Here is a 15,875-nt window from a genome sequence, read left to right as displayed (position 1 = left end):
AAGGTTCGGGGACATTTTTAACCGGAGCCCGCCATCATGGCCGTTCAGGAACTCACGCAGGACACGTTCGAATCCACTATTACCGGGAATGACATCGTCATCATGGACTTCTGGGCCCCCTGGTGTGGCCCGTGCCAGCAGTTCGCCCCGACCTTCGAGGAGGCCTCCGGCAAGCACTCCGACGTGGTCTTTGCCAAGGTGAATACCGACGAGGAGCAGGCCATCGCCGGCGCCTTCCAGATCCGTTCCATCCCGACCCTGATGATCTTCCGCGAGCAGATCATCGTGTTCTCCCAGCCGGGCGTGCTGTCCGCCGGTCAGCTGGACGAGGTGCTGGGCAAGGTGCGCGAGCTGGACATGGAGCAGGTGCGCGCCGACGTCGAGCGCCAGCAGCAGGAACAGGAGCAGGCCGGGGGCGCGTAAGCCGCCTCTGACAACGGTTTCTCGCGAGCCAAGCCTGCGAGACCGAACCCGGCCGGGGCGTCGCCCCGCCGGGTTTTTTTGTGTGGGGCGCGTGCCAGGATCGTAGAATGACCGCAAACCCCTGTGCCATGCGCGAAAGGATGCCGTCACCATGCCCCAGCTCCCCGAGGCCGGACGCCTGCCATGTTGAGCGTGATGACCCAGATGGGGGCGCTGATCGTCGCGGGCGTGGTCTGGCGCGCCCTGCAGCCGGGTGGTCTGGATGCGGATACGACGCGCCGGGTCCTTACGACCCTGGTCTACTACCTGTTGCTTCCGGCGCTGGTCCTGCAGGTGCTGTGGGTGGCCCCGCTGGGGCTCGACTCCCTGCGTATCGCCCTGGTGGCGGGCCTCACGGTTCTGGCGATGGTCGGGGTCACATTGCTGGCCTGTCGCGTCTGCATGGCGGAGCGTGCGGCGATCGGCGCGATGCTGCTGGCGGCTGCCTGGCCCAATGCCACCTATCTCGGTCTCCCGGTGCTCGACAGCCTGTTCGGCGAGCCTGGCCGCGCGGTGGCGATCCAGTACGACCTCTTTGCCTGCCTCCCGCTGGTACTGACACTGGGCGTGCTGCTGGCGCGGCGCTACGGCGATCCCGAGGCGGTACGCCTGTACGGGGGCGGGAGTCCACTGCGCGGGCTGGCGGCGGTGCCGTCGATCTGGGCGGCGGTGGTGGGTGTGGCGCTGAATCTCGCCGGGGTCCCATTGCTCGACTGGCTGGACGTCTTTCTCGGCTTCCTGGCGGACAGCGTGGCCCCACTGATGCTGTTCTCGCTGGGCCTGGCGCTCGTATTCAATCGCTTTCGTGGACGCGATGCCCGGCCGCTGGCGGTAGTGGCCATTGTGCAATTGATCCTGGCCCCCATCTTTGCGCTGGGGCTGGTGCTGTGGACCGGCCTCGAGGGTGTGCCCGGTGTCGGATCGGTGCTGGAGGCGGCGATGCCGGCGATGGTCCTGGGTCTGGTGTTCTGCGATCGCTTCCGCCTGGATACCGGGCTCTACGCGGCCGCGGTCACGCTGACCACGGCGCTGTCGTTGGTCACCCTGCCCCTGTGGTTCGCTCTCGCCACCCGCCTCATCGCCTAACCATTGAGGCTCCGTGCGGTCGGTTTTCGCATGTCCGCTAGGCTGGCCCTGGTTCATCGTCTGGAGTTTACGGTGCCTTCGTCCGGCCACCTGCCACGCGCTCTCTCGCGAGCGCACCGCGAGGTACTTTCTTGCTTGCCCAAGAAAGTACCCAAAGAAGGGCCCCCGGATTCCGCCCGGGAACCTTGCTCCAGGGCCCTCGGACCGGCGGCGCTGAACTCGCTACGCTGCGCTTCGCTCAGACATCCAGCGCCTTCTCCCGGCCCGAGCACCCTTCCGCAAGGGGCTCCATACGGGCGGGGAAGGTCAAAACCGAACGTATCCCCACGCTTCTGCCTAACCATAGGCATCGCCGCCCGAACACCCCCGGCGCCCGCTTCGCGGGCGCGGCACGCCATGGCCGAAGGCCGAGCGTGCCGAAGATGCTCGAAGACCTAGCCATCATCCACTGGCAAGAACGCTGGGATCGCCGTTGTTTGGACCTTCCTCCCCGTTGTCGTCGCGCCGAGTGGAGAGGCTTTTCGCGGGAGAAAAGGCGCTGGATGTCTGAGCGGAGCCGCAGGCGTAGCGAGTTCAGCGCCGCCCGCGAAAAGCCTCGGAGCGAGGGAAACCCCGGTCCGCGCAGCGGGCCGGGGTCGCGGCAGTCGGGCGTGTTTCTTGGGTACTTCTTTGCACGAGCAAAGAAGTACCTCGCGGTGCGCTCGCGAGAGAGCGCGTGGCAGGCGGCCGGACGAAGGCACGTAAACACCAGATGATGAACCGGGACCAGCCACAATCAGGCAGGCGGTGGGCCGAAGGCACCGTAAACACGGGTGACGAATGAAGACCTGTCTGGGCCTGGGCGAGTGCTAGCGGATGAGCATGAGGAGGCCGGCGAGGATCAGGACGCCGGCGAAGCCGCGGCGGAGGTGGGCGACCGGCAGATGATGGGTCAGCCATACGCCCCCGCGTACGCTGATGGATGTGCCGATCACGACGCCGAGGATGGCCGGCAGGTAGAGATAGCCGAGGGCCCACTCGGGCGCCTGGTAGGTCGGGTCGGTCCATTGCGGCAGTGCGAACACTAGGCTGGCGCCGATGGCGATGGGCACGCCAAGGGCGGCAGCCGAGCCGATCGCACGGCGCAGCTCCAGCCCCTGACTGACCAGGAACGGCGTGGTCAGCGTGCCGCCGCCGATGCCGATCAGCGAGGAGATCGCACCGATCAATGCCCCGCCGCCCAGCCAGACGCTGCGCCGGGGTACCGGGGCCTCCGGTGGCTGGATGTTCAGGAGCATCCAGATGCCGATCGCCACCTCGAAGGCGCCGAAGATACGCCCCAGGTGGTCGGAGTCGATGCGCGTGGCCAGCCAGGCGCCGATCAGTGCGCCGACGATGATGCCCGGCAGGAGACGGCGTACCGCCGCGCCGTCCACGCCGCCCCGGCGGTGGTGGGCGCGCGCCGACAGGATCGCCGTGGGGACGATCGCGCCCAGCGAGGAGCCGACCGCGAGCTGCACCAGGCTGGCCGAGTCGAAGGCCAGCAGACTAAATACGGCGACGAACACTGGCACCAGGATCAGCCCGCCGCCGATGCCGAACATGCCAGCCGGGATGCCCGCGACCAGGCCCAGCGCCACAAACAGAAGCCCCAGCGCCAGCGGTGACTGGATCAGTGTCTCGGTCATTCGTGCGTAGTGGCGAGTCAGGGCCCAGCGGACCGGCGGACCGCTGGGGTCGCCGGTTCACTGCGCAGGAGAGGCGAGGGCGCGCTCAGAGCGCCTTGAAGGACTTGCGGGCGGCCTCGATGGTCGCGTCGATGTCGGCGTCCGAATGGGCGTTGGACATGAAGCCGGCCTCGAAGGCGCTGGGGGCCAGGTAGATCCCCTCGCCCAGCATCGCGTGGAAGAAGCGGCCGAAGGCGGCGGTATCGCAGGCCGTGGCGCCGGCGAAGTCGGTGACCTTCTGCTCCGAAAAGAACAGGCCGAACATGCCCGGCACCTGGTTGGTGGTCACGGCCACGCCGGCCTCGCGCGCGGCATCCTCGAAGCCCGCGACGACCTTCTTCGTGCGCGTCTCCAGCTCGTCGTGGAAGCCCGGGCGCGACAGGATCTCCAGGGTCTTCAGCCCGGCGGTCATCGCGATCGGGTTCCCCGACAGGGTGCCGGCCTGGTAGACCGGGCCCAGCGGCGAGAGGTGTTCCATGATGGCGTGCTTGCCGCCGAAGGCCCCGACCGGCATGCCGCCACCGATGATCTTGCCCAGCGTGGTCAGGTCCGGGGTCACGCCCAGATAGCCCTGGGCGCAGTTCTTCGACACCCGGAAGCCGGTCATCACCTCGTCGAAGATCAGGACCGCGCCGTGCTGGTCGCAGACCTCGCGCAGGGTCTCCAGGAACCCGGGCTCGGGCGGGATGCAGTTCATGTTGCCCGCGATGGGCTCGACGATGATGCAGGCGACCTCGTCACCCTTCTCGGCAAAGAACGCGCGCACGCCGTCCGGGTCGTTGTAGGTCAGGGTGCTGGTCAGCGCGGCCAGTTCCTTGGGCACGCCCGGGGAGCTCGGCTGGCCGAGGGTCAGGGCCCCGGAACCGGCCTTCACCAGGAGCGAGTCGCCGTGGCCGTGGTAGTTGCCCTCGAACTTCACGATGCGATCGCGGCCGGTATAGCCACGCGCCAGGCGGATCGCGCTCATGGTCGCCTCGGAGCCCGAGTTGGTCATGCGCACCATGTCCATCGACGGCACCAGCTCGCAGACCTTCGCGGCCATGTCGTTCTCTAGCCGCGTGGGGCAGCCGAAGGACAGGCCGTTGTTGCAGGCCTCGCGCACCGCCTCGATCACCTCGGGGTGGGCGTGGCCAGCCACCATCGGGCCCCAGGAACCGATGTAGTCGATATAGCGCTGGCCGTCGGCGTCCCACATGTAGGCGCCGTTGGCGCGGTCCATGAAGATCGGGGTCCCGCCGACGCCCTTGAAGGCGCGCACGGGGGAATTCACGCCGCCGGGGATGTGCTGCTTGGCGGCCTCGAACAGACGCTCGGTTTCCTGCATGACGGTGTCCTGTGATTGTTAGATTCGGGTCGATGAATTCGGGAAGCCTGGCAACCATAGCGACGGCTGCGGGCGGGTGCAAAGGGATTAGTCGAACAGTCCGCTTATCTGACGCGCGGCGGCCTCGGGGTCGGGCGCGGCGCTGATGCCCTGGATCACGGCGAGCAGGTCTGCCCCGGCCGTGACGACCTCGGGGGCGTTCGCCGCCGTGATCCCGCCGATCGCACAGATCGGCAGCTCCAGTGTGGTGCGCGCCTCGCGCAGTAGTTCGAGATCCGCGCGTGCCGCGTCGGGCTTGGTCGGGGAGGGGAACACGGAGCCGAAGGCCACGTAGCTCGCGCCGGCCACCTGTGCCGAGCGGGCTCGTTCGAGCTCGTTGTAGCAGGAGACGCCGACCACCGCGCCGGGGCCGAGCCGCGCGCGGGCCGCGACCGGGTCCGGGTCGTCACGCCCGAGGTGCACGCCATCGGCCTCGACGCCCGCGGCCAGCTCGGTGTCGTCGTTGATGATGCACAGCGCGCCGTGCGCATGCGCAAGGGCGACCAGTTCGCGGGCGATTGCCTCGCGTGCGGCGCCTGCGAGGGTCTTGTCGCGAAACTGGATCAGGCGCGCACCGCCACGCAGCGCCGCCTTGGCATTGGCGAGGTGTGTGGCGCGTGGGTTCGCGTCCTCCGGGACCGCCGGGGTGATGAAATAGAGCCCGCGCAGGCGGGGGGTATGCTCAGTCGCCATGTGGGCACAGCCGGTTGGGGACGTGCTGGCCGTGGCCGGGGGCGTAGCCCCGTGCGACGGCGTCGTTCATGAAGGCCTGGGCCTCGATCACCGCCGGCTCCAGGTCACGGCCGCGCGCCAGGAAGGCGGCGATCGCCGCAGCCAGGGTGCAGCCGGAGCCGTGGAAGCCGGCCGGATGGCGCGGCAGCTCGAAGGCGCGCATGTGCCCGTCCTCGCGGTACAGGCGGTTGATGATGGGGTCCTGATCGCCGCCTTCGTGGCCGCCGGTGATCAGGACGTTGCGCGCGCCCCGTTCGCGCAGCCGTTGGCCCCACTGGGTGGCATCGTCGGTTCGGGCCAGGCGCGCGGCCTCCGGTCCGTTGGGCGTGATCAGGGTGGCGCGTGGCAGCAGGGCCTCGCGGGTCGCGTCCACCACGGCTTCGGTCGCGAGCGCCCCGCCGCCGCCGGCGACCATCACCGGGTCCAGCACCACCGGGATGTGCGGGTGCTCGGCCAGCAGCGCCGCGACAATTTTGACGTTTTCCACTGAGCCCAGCATGCCGATCTTGATTGCGGCGACGGCAAGATCGGCCAGGGTGACCTCGATCTGGGCGCGCAGCTGTTCCGCAGACAGCACGCTGAAGTCCAACACGTTGCGGGTGTCCTGCACGGTGATCGCGGTCACGGCCGTACCCCCGTGTACGCCGAGGCGGGTAAAGGTGGTCAGATCGGCCTGCAGGCCGGCGCCGCCACCGGGGTCGGAGCCGGCAATGGTCAGCGCGATCGGGGGATGATTCATGAATGGGGGCTCCCGTGCTAAGGTTGCGCGCGCCCCGGCACCCCCGGGGCGTTCTTGTTCCGCATCCCGGGAGTGTACGCAGCATGAGCAGCGAGTTCGAAGTCGAGTCCCTCCGTCCCCTGGCCGCCGCCGCCGAAGCGGGTGGCACGCTGAACGCAGAGGTCGATCAGGCCCTGGCCGCGCTGGAGCAGGAGTTGAACCGGCTCGCCGGCGAGTTGCAGGTGGAATACGTGGGGCCCGCCGTCGGCATGGCGGACATGCAGGCCGAGCATGTCTATCGGCTGGTCATCCGTCAGCACGAGATCGATGTGACCCGCCACGAATGGAGCCTGTGGGTCTGCGATGCGCTGGACAACTGCGACTTCCGGGCGACCTGGCCGGTGACCGGTGCTGCGCGCCTGCGGCGCAAGCAGGTGGTGGCCGTGGTGCCGGAATTGGTTGCCGGCTATCGCGATGCAGTCGCGGCGGCCGGCAAGGCGGATACCCCTGCGGGGCAGCGCCTTGCCGAGATCGCCAGCGTCTTCAGCTGACGCCGTCTCCCTAGCGCAACGAGATGACTGGCCAGCCTTGGTTGTGAGCGTGCGCGGCAAGGGTCGGGTCCGGGTCCACCGCGACGGGGTGCCCCACACGTTCCAGTAGCGGGATGTCGTTGCGCGAGTCGCTGTAGAAACTGGCCTGCGCGATGCTGTCCTCGGGATCCGGATGATCCGCGAGGTACTGGCGCAGGCGTTCGATCTTGCCTTCCTGGAAGCAGGGCACCCCGGTCAGTTCGCCGGTAAATTCTCGGTCCTCGCCTTCCTCCGCCAGGGTCGCGATCAGGTGGTCCACGCCCAGCAGGTCGGCGATCGGCTGGGTGACGAACTGGTTGGTCGCGGTGATGATGACCAGCTCGTCACCGGCCTCGCGGTGTCGGGCCAGCAGGGGCGGGGCGCCGGGGGCGATCATTGGCCGGATCAGCGTGTCGATGAAGCGCTCCCTCCAGGCCTCGAGCTGCGCGCGCGGGTGTTCGGCCAGCGGGCTGAAGGCGAAGCGGCAGAATTCGTGGATGTCGAGGGTGCCCGCCACATACTCCTGGTAGAAGCGGTCATTGGTCTCGGCGTGACAGGTCGGGTGGACGGCGCCCACCTCTGCCAGGAACTCGTTCCAGGCGTGATCGCTGTCGCCGGCGAGCAGGGTGTTGTCGAGGTCGAACAGGGCCAGGGCCATGAGGGTGCTCTCGGGTTGGCTTGGATCGGACGCGAGTGTACCGGCGGGCGTCGTCGGCTGCAGCCACAGGCCCCTTTTGGGGCCGGCACCGGAGGCATGGTAGGGGCTTTGCCGCCGGGGCACCGGCTGTGGAACAATGCCAGTAATAGAGAAGCGTCTGGCTGATGCAAGTGATTGATTGTGACGGGTATCGCGCAAACGTAGGCATCATCCTGTGCAACGCGGAACAGCAGCTGTTCTGGGGCAAGCGGGTCGGGCAGGCGGCCTGGCAGTTTCCCCAGGGGGGCGTGCATGCGGAAGAAACGCCCGAGGAGGCGATGTTTCGCGAGCTGCACGAGGAGACGGGCCTGTTCCCCCGGCACGTCGAGGTGCTGGGCAGTACCCGCCATTGGCTGCGCTACCGCCTGCCGGAGCGCATGGTCCGGCGCCATCAACGCCCGGTCTGCATCGGCCAGAAACAGCGCTGGTTCCTGCTGCGCATGGTCGGAGACGAGAGCGACGTGGTGCTGGATGCGATGGAAACCCCGGAATTCGATGACTGGCGCTGGATCGACTACTGGCGTCCGGCACGCGAGGTCGTGCACTTCAAGCGCCAGGTCTATCGCCGTGCGCTGTGCGAGCTGGTGCCGCTGATGTTCCCGGAACTCGAGCAGGCGCGCGCGCGACGTTCCGGCCGCCGTGGCCCGGCCCAGCCCCAGCCCCAGCCCCGTTCGCCGGTGTCCTCGCGTTGACGGTCCCGAAGCAGCCCTCGATGCTCGAGGTCCTGCGCCGTGTGGTGCAGGAAGTGAACGGTGCCGCGGATTTCTTCGAAGCGCTGCATATCATCGTTACGCGGGTGAAGGCGGCGCTGGAGATTGATGTCTGTTCGATCTACCTGAAGTCGCCGCAGTCGGGGCGCCTGGTGCTGATGGCCTCGGAGGGTCTGCGCGAGGAGTCCATCGGGCAGGTCGAGATGGACCCGTCGGAGGGTCTGGTGGGTCTGGTCGCCTCGCGGGCCGAGCCGGTCAACCTTGACAGCGCTCAGGACCACCCGCGTTTTCGTTATTTCCCGGAGACCGGCGAGGAACACTTCCTCGCGTTTCTGGGGGTCCCGATCATCCACCAGCGCAGCCTGCTGGGCGTACTGGTCGTGCAGCAGCACCAGGCGCGCAAGTTCGATGACGAGCATGTCTCCTTCCTGATCACCCTGGCGGCGCAGCTGGCCGGGGCGATCGCCTATGCCGAGTTCAACGACGAGATCTCCTCCGAGACCCCGTTGATCGGGCATGTGAACGTCGAGGCCACCGGCATTGCCGGTTCGCCGGGCGTGGCCATTGGCCGGGCCGTGGTGGCCTACCGCCTGGCGGACATGGACTCCATCCCGGATCGCGAAGGCGCCGGGGTGGATCACGAACTGGAGCATTTCGGGCGGGCGGTGGCGGAGACCCGCACCGAGATCGAGGACCTGAAGCAGCGCATGGGCGAGGCCCTGGGGCCGGACGAGCAGGTGCTGTTCGATGCCTACCTGATGCTGCTGGGTTCCGACTCTCTGGTGCACAAGACCCAGACGCGCATCCGTAATGGGCAGTGGGCCCCGGCGGCTTTGCGCGACACGGTGCGCGAGAGCGTGCGGGTATTCGAGGACATGGAGGACCCGTACCTGCGCGAGCGGGCGGCGGATGTGCGCGATCTGGGTCGCCGCGTGCTGTCGCACCTGCTGCCGGCCGATCGCAGTCAGGACGAATTTCCCGATGGTGGCATCCTGGTCGGGGATGACCTGACCGCCTCGCATCTTGCAGAGGTTCCGATCGAGCGGTTGGGGGCCATGGTCTCGGCCAAGGGGACGGGTTCTTCGCACATCGCGATCCTGGCGCGGGCGCTCAACATCCCGGCGGTGATGGGCGTGTCCGAGCTCCCGGTGGGGCGCCTGGAAGGGCGCGAAATCCTGGTCGATGGTTATCGTGGGCGGCTGTTCGTGAACCCCAACGCCGAGCTGCGCGTGGAGTTCGAGCGCCTGGTGCGCGAGGAGCGCGAGCTGGCGGAGGACCTGCGCGCGCTGGCCAAGGACCCGGCCGAGACCCGCGATGGCGTCGCGGTGCCGGTGCTCGCGAACTCGGGGTTGCTGGCGGATATCAAGCCGTCGCTGGAGTCCGGGGCCGAGGGGGTCGGGCTGTACCGCACCGAGGTGCCGTTCATGATCCGCGACCGCTTCCCCGGCGAGGAGGAGCAGGTCCAGCTCTACGAGCAGGTGCTGGCATCTTTCGATCCGATGCCGGTGACCCTGCGCACCCTGGATATCGGCGGCGACAAGGCCCTGCCATATTTCCCGGTGAAGGAGGACAACCCGTTCCTCGGCTGGCGCGGGATCCGTATCTCGCTGGATCACCCGGAGATCTTCCTGACCCAGCTGCGGGCGATGCTCAAGGCGAGTCGCTCCCACGACAACCTGCAGATCCTGTTCCCGATGATCTCGGCGCTGGACGAGCTGAAGGGCGCGATGACCCTGCTCAACCGGGCGCGCGAAGAGTTGCTGGACGAGGGTTTCCGCATCCCGATGCCGCGCATCGGGGTGATGGTCGAGGTGCCGGCGGCGGTGTACATGTCGGAGATGCTTGCCCGGCGGGTGGACTTCCTGTCCGTGGGCACCAACGACCTGGTCCAGTACCTGCTGGCGGTGGACCGCAACAACGCCCGCGTGGCGCATCTCTACGACACCCTGCACCCGGCCTGCATCCACGCGCTGGAGACGATTACCGACGGCTCGCACCGCGCGGGCAAGCCGGTCAGCGTTTGCGGGGAGATGGCGGCCGACCCGGCCGCGGTGATCCTGCTGCTGGGGATGGGGATCGACAGCCTGAGCGTCAGCGTGTCCTCGATCCCGCGGGTGAAGTGGGTGATCCGCAGTTTCTCCACTGACCGCGCCGAGGCGTTGCTGGCGCAGTGCCGGCTGCTGGAGAACGCCGATCAGATCCGGTCGCTGCTGAACAATGCCCTGGTCCAGGCCGGCCTGGGCGGGCTGGTGCGCGCCGGCAAGACCTGACCGCGGCGCTCACCCGTGGCCGGCAGGGGACGCAGCTCAGGTGCGGCGTGCCCGCCACAGCGCGATCAGTGCACTCAGCAGGAAGATCCCCAGTACCACGCCGATGGCGATGAGCGCATCCACGATAGAGCGGTTGACCACCAGCACGACCACGCCCACCAGGATCGGGACCGGGATCTCGTTGAACCAGCGATACCAGGTGTGATCGCGCCGGTTCAGGTCATCGCGGAAGTCGCGCACGATCTTGCCGCACCAGACGTGATAGGCGACCAGGACGGCAATCAGCGTCAGCTTGAAGTGCATCCACGGCTCGGCCAGATAGAACGAGCGATCCACCAGCATGATCACGCCGAAAAGGATGGTGATTAGCGCGCCGGGGGTCATGATCCCGTAGAATAGTTTGCGCTCCATCACCTTGAAGCGCTCGTGACCGAGGGCGTCCTCGGTCATCGCGTGATAGACGAACAGACGCGGCAGATAGAACAGCCCGGCGAACCAGGTGACCATGAAGATCACGTGCAGGCTGAGGAACCAGTTATAGGCTTGCATGGAGGTCCTTCTCGAAAACGGGTGCGATGTCCCTGCGCGGGGCGGCTCAGGAGAGCCAGCGTTCCAGGTGGCGTTCGATCTGTTCGAAGTCCGGGTCGCCCAGCTTCTGGTAGACGATGCGGCCATTCGGCGAGATCAGGAAGGTGGTCGGCGTCAGGCGCACGCCGCCATAGGCCTGGGAGAAGGCATCGTCGCTGTCGTGGATGACCTTGTAGGGCATCCCGCGGTCCTCGCGCATGGCCTCCACGCGGTTGATCGGGTCGTAGGACAGCGCGACCGCCAGCAGCTCGAAGCCCTTGTCGGCGTAGGTGTCATGCAGGTGGATCAGTTCCGGGATCTCGCGGATGCAGGACGGGCAGTTGGTTGCCCAGAAGGAGATCATCACCGGCCGGCCCTCGTAGTCTTCCAGGGCCACCGGCTCGCCGTCCAGGGTGGTGGCGGCGAAGGCGGGTGCCGGGCGCATGCCGTCGTCGGTCAACCAGATGGTCGCGGCGACGGCGACCAGCGCGATGATGAAGATGCCTCCGAAGATGGCCTTGCGGTCGATCCTGACTTTGCTCATAGGGGTGTGATCCGTTGATCGAATAGCCTGCATTTGTGGACTGGCCGAAACCGCGTGCGTTCCGTGGTTCCGGCCAAGGCGGTATCATGCCGCAGCATGACGAATGCAACCAACAGCAAACCCATCCGCATCGGGGTTGTCGGGGCCACCGGCTACACCGGCGTGGAACTCCTGCGCCTGCTGGCGCGGCATCCCGCGGCCGATCTTCAGGTGGTGACCTCGCGCGGCGAGGCGGGCACGCCCGTGGCGGATTTGTTCCCCAGCCTGCGCGGCGCGGTGGATGCCGTCTTCCAGGCCCCGGACGAGGCGACCCTGGGCGAGTGCGACGTGGTCTTTTTCGCCACCCCGCACGGGGTGGCCCACGGCCTGGCCGCGCCGCTGCTTGAGCGGGGCACGCGCATCATCGACCTGTCGGCGGATTTCCGCATCCGCGATCCCGAGCTCTGGGCGCGGTGGTACGGACAGGCGCATGGTGCGCCGCAGTATCTGGACGAGGCCGTGTACGGCCTGCCCGAACTGAACCGGGCGCAGATCCGTGATGCGCGACTGATCGCGGTGCCGGGTTGCTATCCCACGGCGGTGTCGCTGGCGGTGCTGCCTCTGCTGGAGGCCGGTCTGGTCGATCCCGCGGACGTGATCGCGGATGCCAAGAGCGGTGTCAGCGGGGCCGGGCGCAAGGCGCAGATCGGCGGGCTTTTCGCCGAGGTGCAGGAAGATTTCCGCGCCTATGCCAGTGGCGGGCATCGGCATTGGCCGGAGATCCACCAGACGCTCAGTGGCGTGGCCGGGCAGTCGGTCGGGCTGATCTTCCAGCCGCATCTGGTGCCGATGACGCGCGGTATTCACGCGACGCTCTATCTGCGCCCGCAGGTGGCGGACGCGGACTGGCAGGCCTGTTTCGAGCAGCGCTATCGCGACGAGCCGTTCGTGGACGTGATGCCGCCGGGGGCCCATCCGCAAACGGCCAGCGTGCGCGGCACCAATCTTTGTCGCATTGCGCTGGCGCAGCCGCCGCACTCCGGACGGCTGATGGTGCTGTCGGTGATCGACAACCTGGTGAAGGGCGCGGCCGGGCAGGCCGTGCAGAACATGAACCTGATGTTCGGCCAGGCCGAGACAGCCGGTATGGACGGGCTGCCGGTTTTCCCCTGATGTCCTGGCCTGCCACATGACTACGGGTGTCCCGCGTCCACGTCTGCCCCGGATTCCGCGCATTCCCGCGCGGCGGCGCAGCGGGTCGGGACGCCGCGGCGGGTGGTGGCGCGCGGGGCTGCTGATGCTGATCCTGGTGTTGGTGGCGGGCGGAGCCTGGCTGGTCGAGAACTGGCGCGAGGACATACGGGACACGGTCGATGCGCAACGCGGTATCGAGGGCCTGCGGGATGACCTGGAGCAGGCGCTCGTCGCGCGCCAGGCTGCCGAGGAGGCGCGCCGCCACGCCGAGCAGCAGCTGGAAATGAAGACCGCGGAGCTCGCGGCCTTTTCCGGCGACATCGAGCGCCAGGAGGCCGAGTTGCTGGAGTTGCGCGAGGAGTTGGCGTTTTATCGGCGGCTTGCGGAGGGCGCGGGTGAAGATGCCCTGGGCATCCGGTCGCTGCAGTTGCAGCGCACGGGGCAGTCGGGCGTGTTTGATGTCGTGTTCCAGCTCTACCGCCCGGGGTTGAGTCGTTCGGTGGATTTGCGCTGGGCGCTGGAGGTCGAAGGCTATGCGACCGGGGAAGAGGCGCTGTCCACCCTGGAGACCGATGCGCTGGGGCTGGAGAACGATCGCCTGGTCGAGGGGTTTCGGTTGTTGCGCAATCAGCGCGCCCGGATCCATCTTCCGGAGGGCTTCGAGCCGGTCGGGTTGACGCTGAGGGCGAGCGCCGCGAACGACGAGGATCTTGAACCGGTTTCGGAATGGGCCGACTGGGATCGCCTGCTGGAGAGTACGCAATGATGGGACGCAAACGAGGCCGCCGCGCGCGGAAAGTGGATACCCTGGTGGGGCGCCATACAGTGGTCCACGGTGATATCGAGTTTGGAGGCGGGTTGCATATCGAAGGCCGCGTGATCGGGGATATCCGGGCCGCGACCGATTCGTCGGCCGTTCTGGTGGTCGCGGGTGGGGGCGTGGTCGAGGGCCATGTCGCGGTTCCGCACCTGCTGATGAACGGCGAGGTGCGTGGCGATGTCCATGTGGGAGAGCACGTGGAGCTTGGCGAGACGGCCCGTCTGGCCGGTAACCTCTACTACACCGTGCTGCAGATGGCAGAGGGCGCGCAGATCGACGGCTTGCTCAAACGGGTGGAGCATCCCCTCGAGGGCGAGCTGGACGGGACGAGCGAGACCCAGGCCCTGGCCAATCCCACGGAAGATGAGCATTCTTGACTCCGGGGCTCAGTCTTCCGTAGCGTGAATGAAAATGATTATTACAGGAGGCCCCGAATGTCCGAGCCCATGACGTCCGAAGCGGAACTGGACATCGAAATGCCCAGCCCGTTGATCTTTACCGATGCCGCGGCCACCAAGGTGAAGGGGCTGATCGAGGAAGAGAACAACGACAACCTCAAGCTGCGCGTATTCGTCAGCGGGGGCGGTTGTTCCGGCTTTCAGTACGGCTTTACCTTCGACGAGACCGTCGGCGATGGCGACACCCTCGTGGAGAATGGTGGGGTGACCCTGCTGATCGACCCGATGAGCTTCCAGTATCTGGCGGGTGCCGAGATCGACTACTCCGAAGGTCTTGAGGGCGCGCAGTTCGTGATCCGCAATCCGAATGCCACCACGACCTGCGGCTGCGGTTCCAGCTTCTCGGTCTAGAGAGACGCTGAAAAGCGGTCAAGAAAGGGCCCGATCCGGGATTCCGGATCGGGCCCTTATTTGTTTCGGGTCGGGGCGAACGGCCCGCGCTAGTGGCCCCCGGGTGCCCGGGGGCCACCGGGGATGATGCACCCAAGTACGCGTGGGCCGCGCGCGCCGGTCACTTCCGGCAGGTTGCCGGGCTCGCCGGCAAGGGTTCGCGCGGCCAGCCAGGCAAAGGCGGCACCCTCCACCTGCTGTGGGGGGACCCCATGGCGTTCGGTGGTCTCCACCAGGGTCGCGGGCAGGGCCTTGGCGAGGCGCTTCATCAGGTGGCGGTTGTGCGCGCCGCCGCCGCACACCAGCAAGCGGGCGGGCGGCTGCATGTGCAGATGCTCCAGCGCGTGCCGCACGCCCTCCACGGTCAGTTCTGCCAGGGTGGCCTGAATGTCCTCGGGCCGGGCTCGGTCCAGGCGGTCGCCAGCCCCGGCACGGAGCCAGGCCGGCGAAAAGTATTCGGGCCCGGTACTCTTTGGCGGAGGGCGGTGGAAGAACGAATCCTGGAGCAGCCGGGTCAGCAGTTCGGGGTCGGGCGTGCCGCTGCGGGCCCATGCGCCGTCATGATCGAACGGCGTCTGATGGTGACGCCGATTCCAGTCGTCCATCAGCGTATTCGCCGGGCCGCAGTCGAAGCCGATCACGGGCTGACCCGGCTGCAGCCAGGTGATGTTGGCGATGCCGCCTAGATTGAGGATCGCGCGGGTCTCGTCCGTGGATCCGAACTGCGTAGCGTGAAATCCGCAGGCCAGTGGTGCCCCCTCGCCGCCGGCAGCAATATCGCGCGGCCGGAACTGCGCCACGGTGTCGATGCCGGTGGCCTCTGCGATGCGGAAGGGATCGCCGATCTGCCAGGTGAAGGGCGGATCGGCGTCGGGGGCGTGGTGTACGGTCTGGCCGTGACTGCCGATCGCCCGGATCGCGGTCGGCGCCAGACCGGTCTGGTCCAGCAGGGCTTGCACGGTACGGGCGAACAGCATGCCGAGCCGCGCATCCAGCGCGCCCAGGTGCCGGTAGCGCAGGGTTTCAGTGGTGGCCGCCGTCGCCAGCTCCTGGGCGAGGTCGTCGGGGTACCCCAGCTGGCAGTGATCCACCACGCGTACCGGCCCGGTCTCGCGGATCTCTGTCAGCACGGCGTCCACGCCGTCCCGGCTGGTGCCGGACATCAGCCCGATAAAGCGTTCCGTCATAGTGGTGATCCTCGCGCGCGCATTACATGGGTCGGCGTCCATTCTGGACCACCGCGGCATTTCGCGTCCGTTCGGGGGTCGCGGTATCCTTGCGCGCGATCGGCCAGCCCGGCCGGTCTCTGATCTCGACCAAGGGGCGTCATGGAACTCGAAGACCAGCTGGCCGTTATTCGTCGCGGCACCGATGAAATCCTGCTCGAGGACGATCTTGTCGAGCGCCTCAAGAGTGGCCGCCCCCTCCGGGTGAAGGCGGGATTCGATCCCACCGCCCCGGACCTGCATCTGGGGCACACGGTGCTGATCAACAAGCTGCGCCAGCTCCAGGACCTGGGGCACCACATCCTGTTCCTGATTGGCGATTTCACCGGCCGTATTGGGGATCCCTCGGGCAAGAACGCCACGCGTCCGCCGCTGTCCGCCGAG

General features: G+C 67.6%; 19 protein-coding genes (1 of these 19 only partly in view). 10 read left to right on the top strand and 9 right to left on the bottom strand.

All coding sequences use genetic code 11. The features are described 5' to 3' along the window. Window positions 1-36: 36 nt before the first annotated feature. Complete coding sequence (trxA, locus tag D579_RS0107810; RefSeq protein WP_018145279.1) at window positions 37-423, top strand: thioredoxin; 387 nt, start codon at window positions 37-39, stop codon at window positions 421-423. A gap of 183 nt (window positions 424-606) precedes the next feature. Next, window positions 607-1,548 (top strand): AEC family transporter, encoded by a 942-nt coding sequence (locus tag D579_RS0107805; RefSeq protein WP_018951624.1) that lies wholly within the window; start codon window positions 607-609, stop codon window positions 1,546-1,548. Window positions 1,549-1,786: 238 nt separating this feature from the next. Here the strand turns inward: D579_RS0107805 and D579_RS15310 are convergent, their stop codons facing one another. The 5 genes from D579_RS15310 to thiD all read right to left on the bottom strand — a co-directional run bounded on the left by D579_RS15310 (window position 1,787) and on the right by thiD (window position 6,088). Next, entirely contained in the window at window positions 1,787-1,993 is a 207-nt protein-coding gene (locus D579_RS15310; protein ID WP_155985605.1) for a hypothetical protein, read from the bottom strand. Window positions 1,994-2,396: 403 nt separating this feature from the next. Further along, a complete protein-coding gene (locus tag D579_RS0107800; RefSeq protein ID WP_018951623.1) occupies window positions 2,397-3,215 on the bottom strand; it encodes a sulfite exporter TauE/SafE family protein in 819 nt (272 codons plus the stop codon). Window positions 3,216-3,300: 85 nt separating this feature from the next. Further along, window positions 3,301-4,578 carry a glutamate-1-semialdehyde 2,1-aminomutase gene (gene hemL / locus D579_RS0107795; RefSeq protein ID WP_018145282.1) on the bottom strand — a complete coding sequence of 426 codons (1,278 nt, stop codon included), beginning with the start codon at window positions 4,576-4,578 and terminating at the stop codon, window positions 3,301-3,303. A gap of 87 nt (window positions 4,579-4,665) precedes the next feature. Beyond that, window positions 4,666-5,310: a thiamine phosphate synthase gene (gene thiE / locus D579_RS0107790; protein WP_018951622.1), complete on the bottom strand. Its 645-nt coding sequence runs from the start codon at window positions 5,308-5,310 to the stop codon at window positions 4,666-4,668. Next, window positions 5,300-6,088, bottom strand: coding sequence for a bifunctional hydroxymethylpyrimidine kinase/phosphomethylpyrimidine kinase (gene thiD, locus D579_RS0107785; protein ID WP_018145284.1), 789 nt, complete (start codon window positions 6,086-6,088; stop codon window positions 5,300-5,302). The genes thiE and thiD overlap by 11 nt, the downstream gene beginning before the upstream one ends. Window positions 6,089-6,171: 83 nt before the next feature. Here thiD and D579_RS0107780 point away from each other — a divergent pair, with 83 nt between their 5' ends. Next, on the top strand, window positions 6,172-6,618 hold the full coding sequence (locus tag D579_RS0107780) for a hypothetical protein (protein WP_018145285.1): 447 nt from the start codon (window positions 6,172-6,174) through the stop codon (window positions 6,616-6,618). A gap of 10 nt (window positions 6,619-6,628) precedes the next feature. Here D579_RS0107780 and D579_RS0107775 read toward each other — a convergent pair whose 3' ends face one another. Next, window positions 6,629-7,294: an HAD family phosphatase gene (locus tag D579_RS0107775; protein WP_018145286.1), complete on the bottom strand. Its 666-nt coding sequence runs from the start codon at window positions 7,292-7,294 to the stop codon at window positions 6,629-6,631. A gap of 164 nt (window positions 7,295-7,458) precedes the next feature. Here D579_RS0107775 and D579_RS0107770 point away from each other — a divergent pair, with 164 nt between their 5' ends. Together D579_RS0107770 and ptsP are read left to right on the top strand one after the other, a co-directional pair. Beyond that, window positions 7,459-8,025, top strand: coding sequence for an RNA pyrophosphohydrolase (locus tag D579_RS0107770; RefSeq protein WP_018951621.1), 567 nt, complete (start codon window positions 7,459-7,461; stop codon window positions 8,023-8,025). A 20-nt stretch (window positions 8,026-8,045) separates the two neighbouring features. Next, window positions 8,046-10,313: a phosphoenolpyruvate--protein phosphotransferase gene (ptsP, locus tag D579_RS0107765; RefSeq protein WP_018951620.1), complete on the top strand. Its 2,268-nt coding sequence runs from the start codon at window positions 8,046-8,048 to the stop codon at window positions 10,311-10,313. Between the two features lie 36 nt (window positions 10,314-10,349). On the opposite strand, the gene D579_RS0107760 is transcribed toward ptsP, so the two are convergent. Both D579_RS0107760 and D579_RS0107755 read right to left on the bottom strand, forming a co-directional pair. Continuing rightward, the gene (locus D579_RS0107760; RefSeq protein ID WP_018145289.1) at window positions 10,350-10,862 is read right to left on the bottom strand and encodes a CopD family protein; all 513 of its coding nucleotides are present in this window, start codon (window positions 10,860-10,862) and stop codon (window positions 10,350-10,352) included. A gap of 46 nt (window positions 10,863-10,908) precedes the next feature. Further along, a complete protein-coding gene (locus D579_RS0107755) occupies window positions 10,909-11,424 on the bottom strand; it encodes a peroxiredoxin (RefSeq protein WP_018145290.1) in 516 nt (171 codons plus the stop codon). A 96-nt stretch (window positions 11,425-11,520) separates the two neighbouring features. Here D579_RS0107755 and argC point away from each other — a divergent pair, with 96 nt between their 5' ends. The 4 genes from argC to erpA all read left to right on the top strand — a co-directional run bounded on the left by argC (window position 11,521) and on the right by erpA (window position 14,226). Further along, the gene (gene argC / locus D579_RS0107750) at window positions 11,521-12,576 is read left to right on the top strand and encodes an N-acetyl-gamma-glutamyl-phosphate reductase (RefSeq protein WP_018951619.1); all 1,056 of its coding nucleotides are present in this window, start codon (window positions 11,521-11,523) and stop codon (window positions 12,574-12,576) included. A gap of 124 nt (window positions 12,577-12,700) precedes the next feature. Then, window positions 12,701-13,363 carry a DUF6776 family protein gene (locus D579_RS0107745; protein WP_018937263.1) on the top strand — a complete coding sequence of 221 codons (663 nt, stop codon included), beginning with the start codon at window positions 12,701-12,703 and terminating at the stop codon, window positions 13,361-13,363. After that, complete coding sequence (locus D579_RS0107740) at window positions 13,360-13,794, top strand: polymer-forming cytoskeletal protein (RefSeq protein WP_018937262.1); 435 nt, start codon at window positions 13,360-13,362, stop codon at window positions 13,792-13,794. The genes D579_RS0107745 and D579_RS0107740 overlap by 4 nt, the downstream gene beginning before the upstream one ends. Before the next feature lie 57 nt (window positions 13,795-13,851). Next, the gene (erpA, locus tag D579_RS0107735; protein WP_018145294.1) at window positions 13,852-14,226 is read left to right on the top strand and encodes an iron-sulfur cluster insertion protein ErpA; all 375 of its coding nucleotides are present in this window, start codon (window positions 13,852-13,854) and stop codon (window positions 14,224-14,226) included. A gap of 89 nt (window positions 14,227-14,315) precedes the next feature. On the opposite strand, the gene D579_RS0107730 is transcribed toward erpA, so the two are convergent. Continuing rightward, window positions 14,316-15,452 (bottom strand): anhydro-N-acetylmuramic acid kinase, encoded by a 1,137-nt coding sequence (locus D579_RS0107730; RefSeq protein ID WP_018951618.1) that lies wholly within the window; start codon window positions 15,450-15,452, stop codon window positions 14,316-14,318. A 141-nt stretch (window positions 15,453-15,593) separates the two neighbouring features. Between D579_RS0107730 and tyrS the strand changes: the two genes are divergently transcribed. Further along, window positions 15,594-15,875 carry the beginning of a tyrosine--tRNA ligase gene (tyrS, locus tag D579_RS0107725; protein ID WP_018951617.1) on the top strand. 924 nt of this gene lie beyond the right edge of the window, so 282 of the gene's 1,206 nt are visible here — the first part of the coding sequence; the start codon lies at window positions 15,594-15,596; its stop codon lies beyond the right edge, outside the window.

Source organism: Thioalkalivibrio sp. AKL12, assembly GCF_000377925.1.
Classification (GTDB): Bacteria; Pseudomonadota; Gammaproteobacteria; order Ectothiorhodospirales; family Ectothiorhodospiraceae; genus Thioalkalivibrio; species Thioalkalivibrio versutus.
This window is presented reverse-complemented; position numbering and strand designations above follow the sequence as displayed.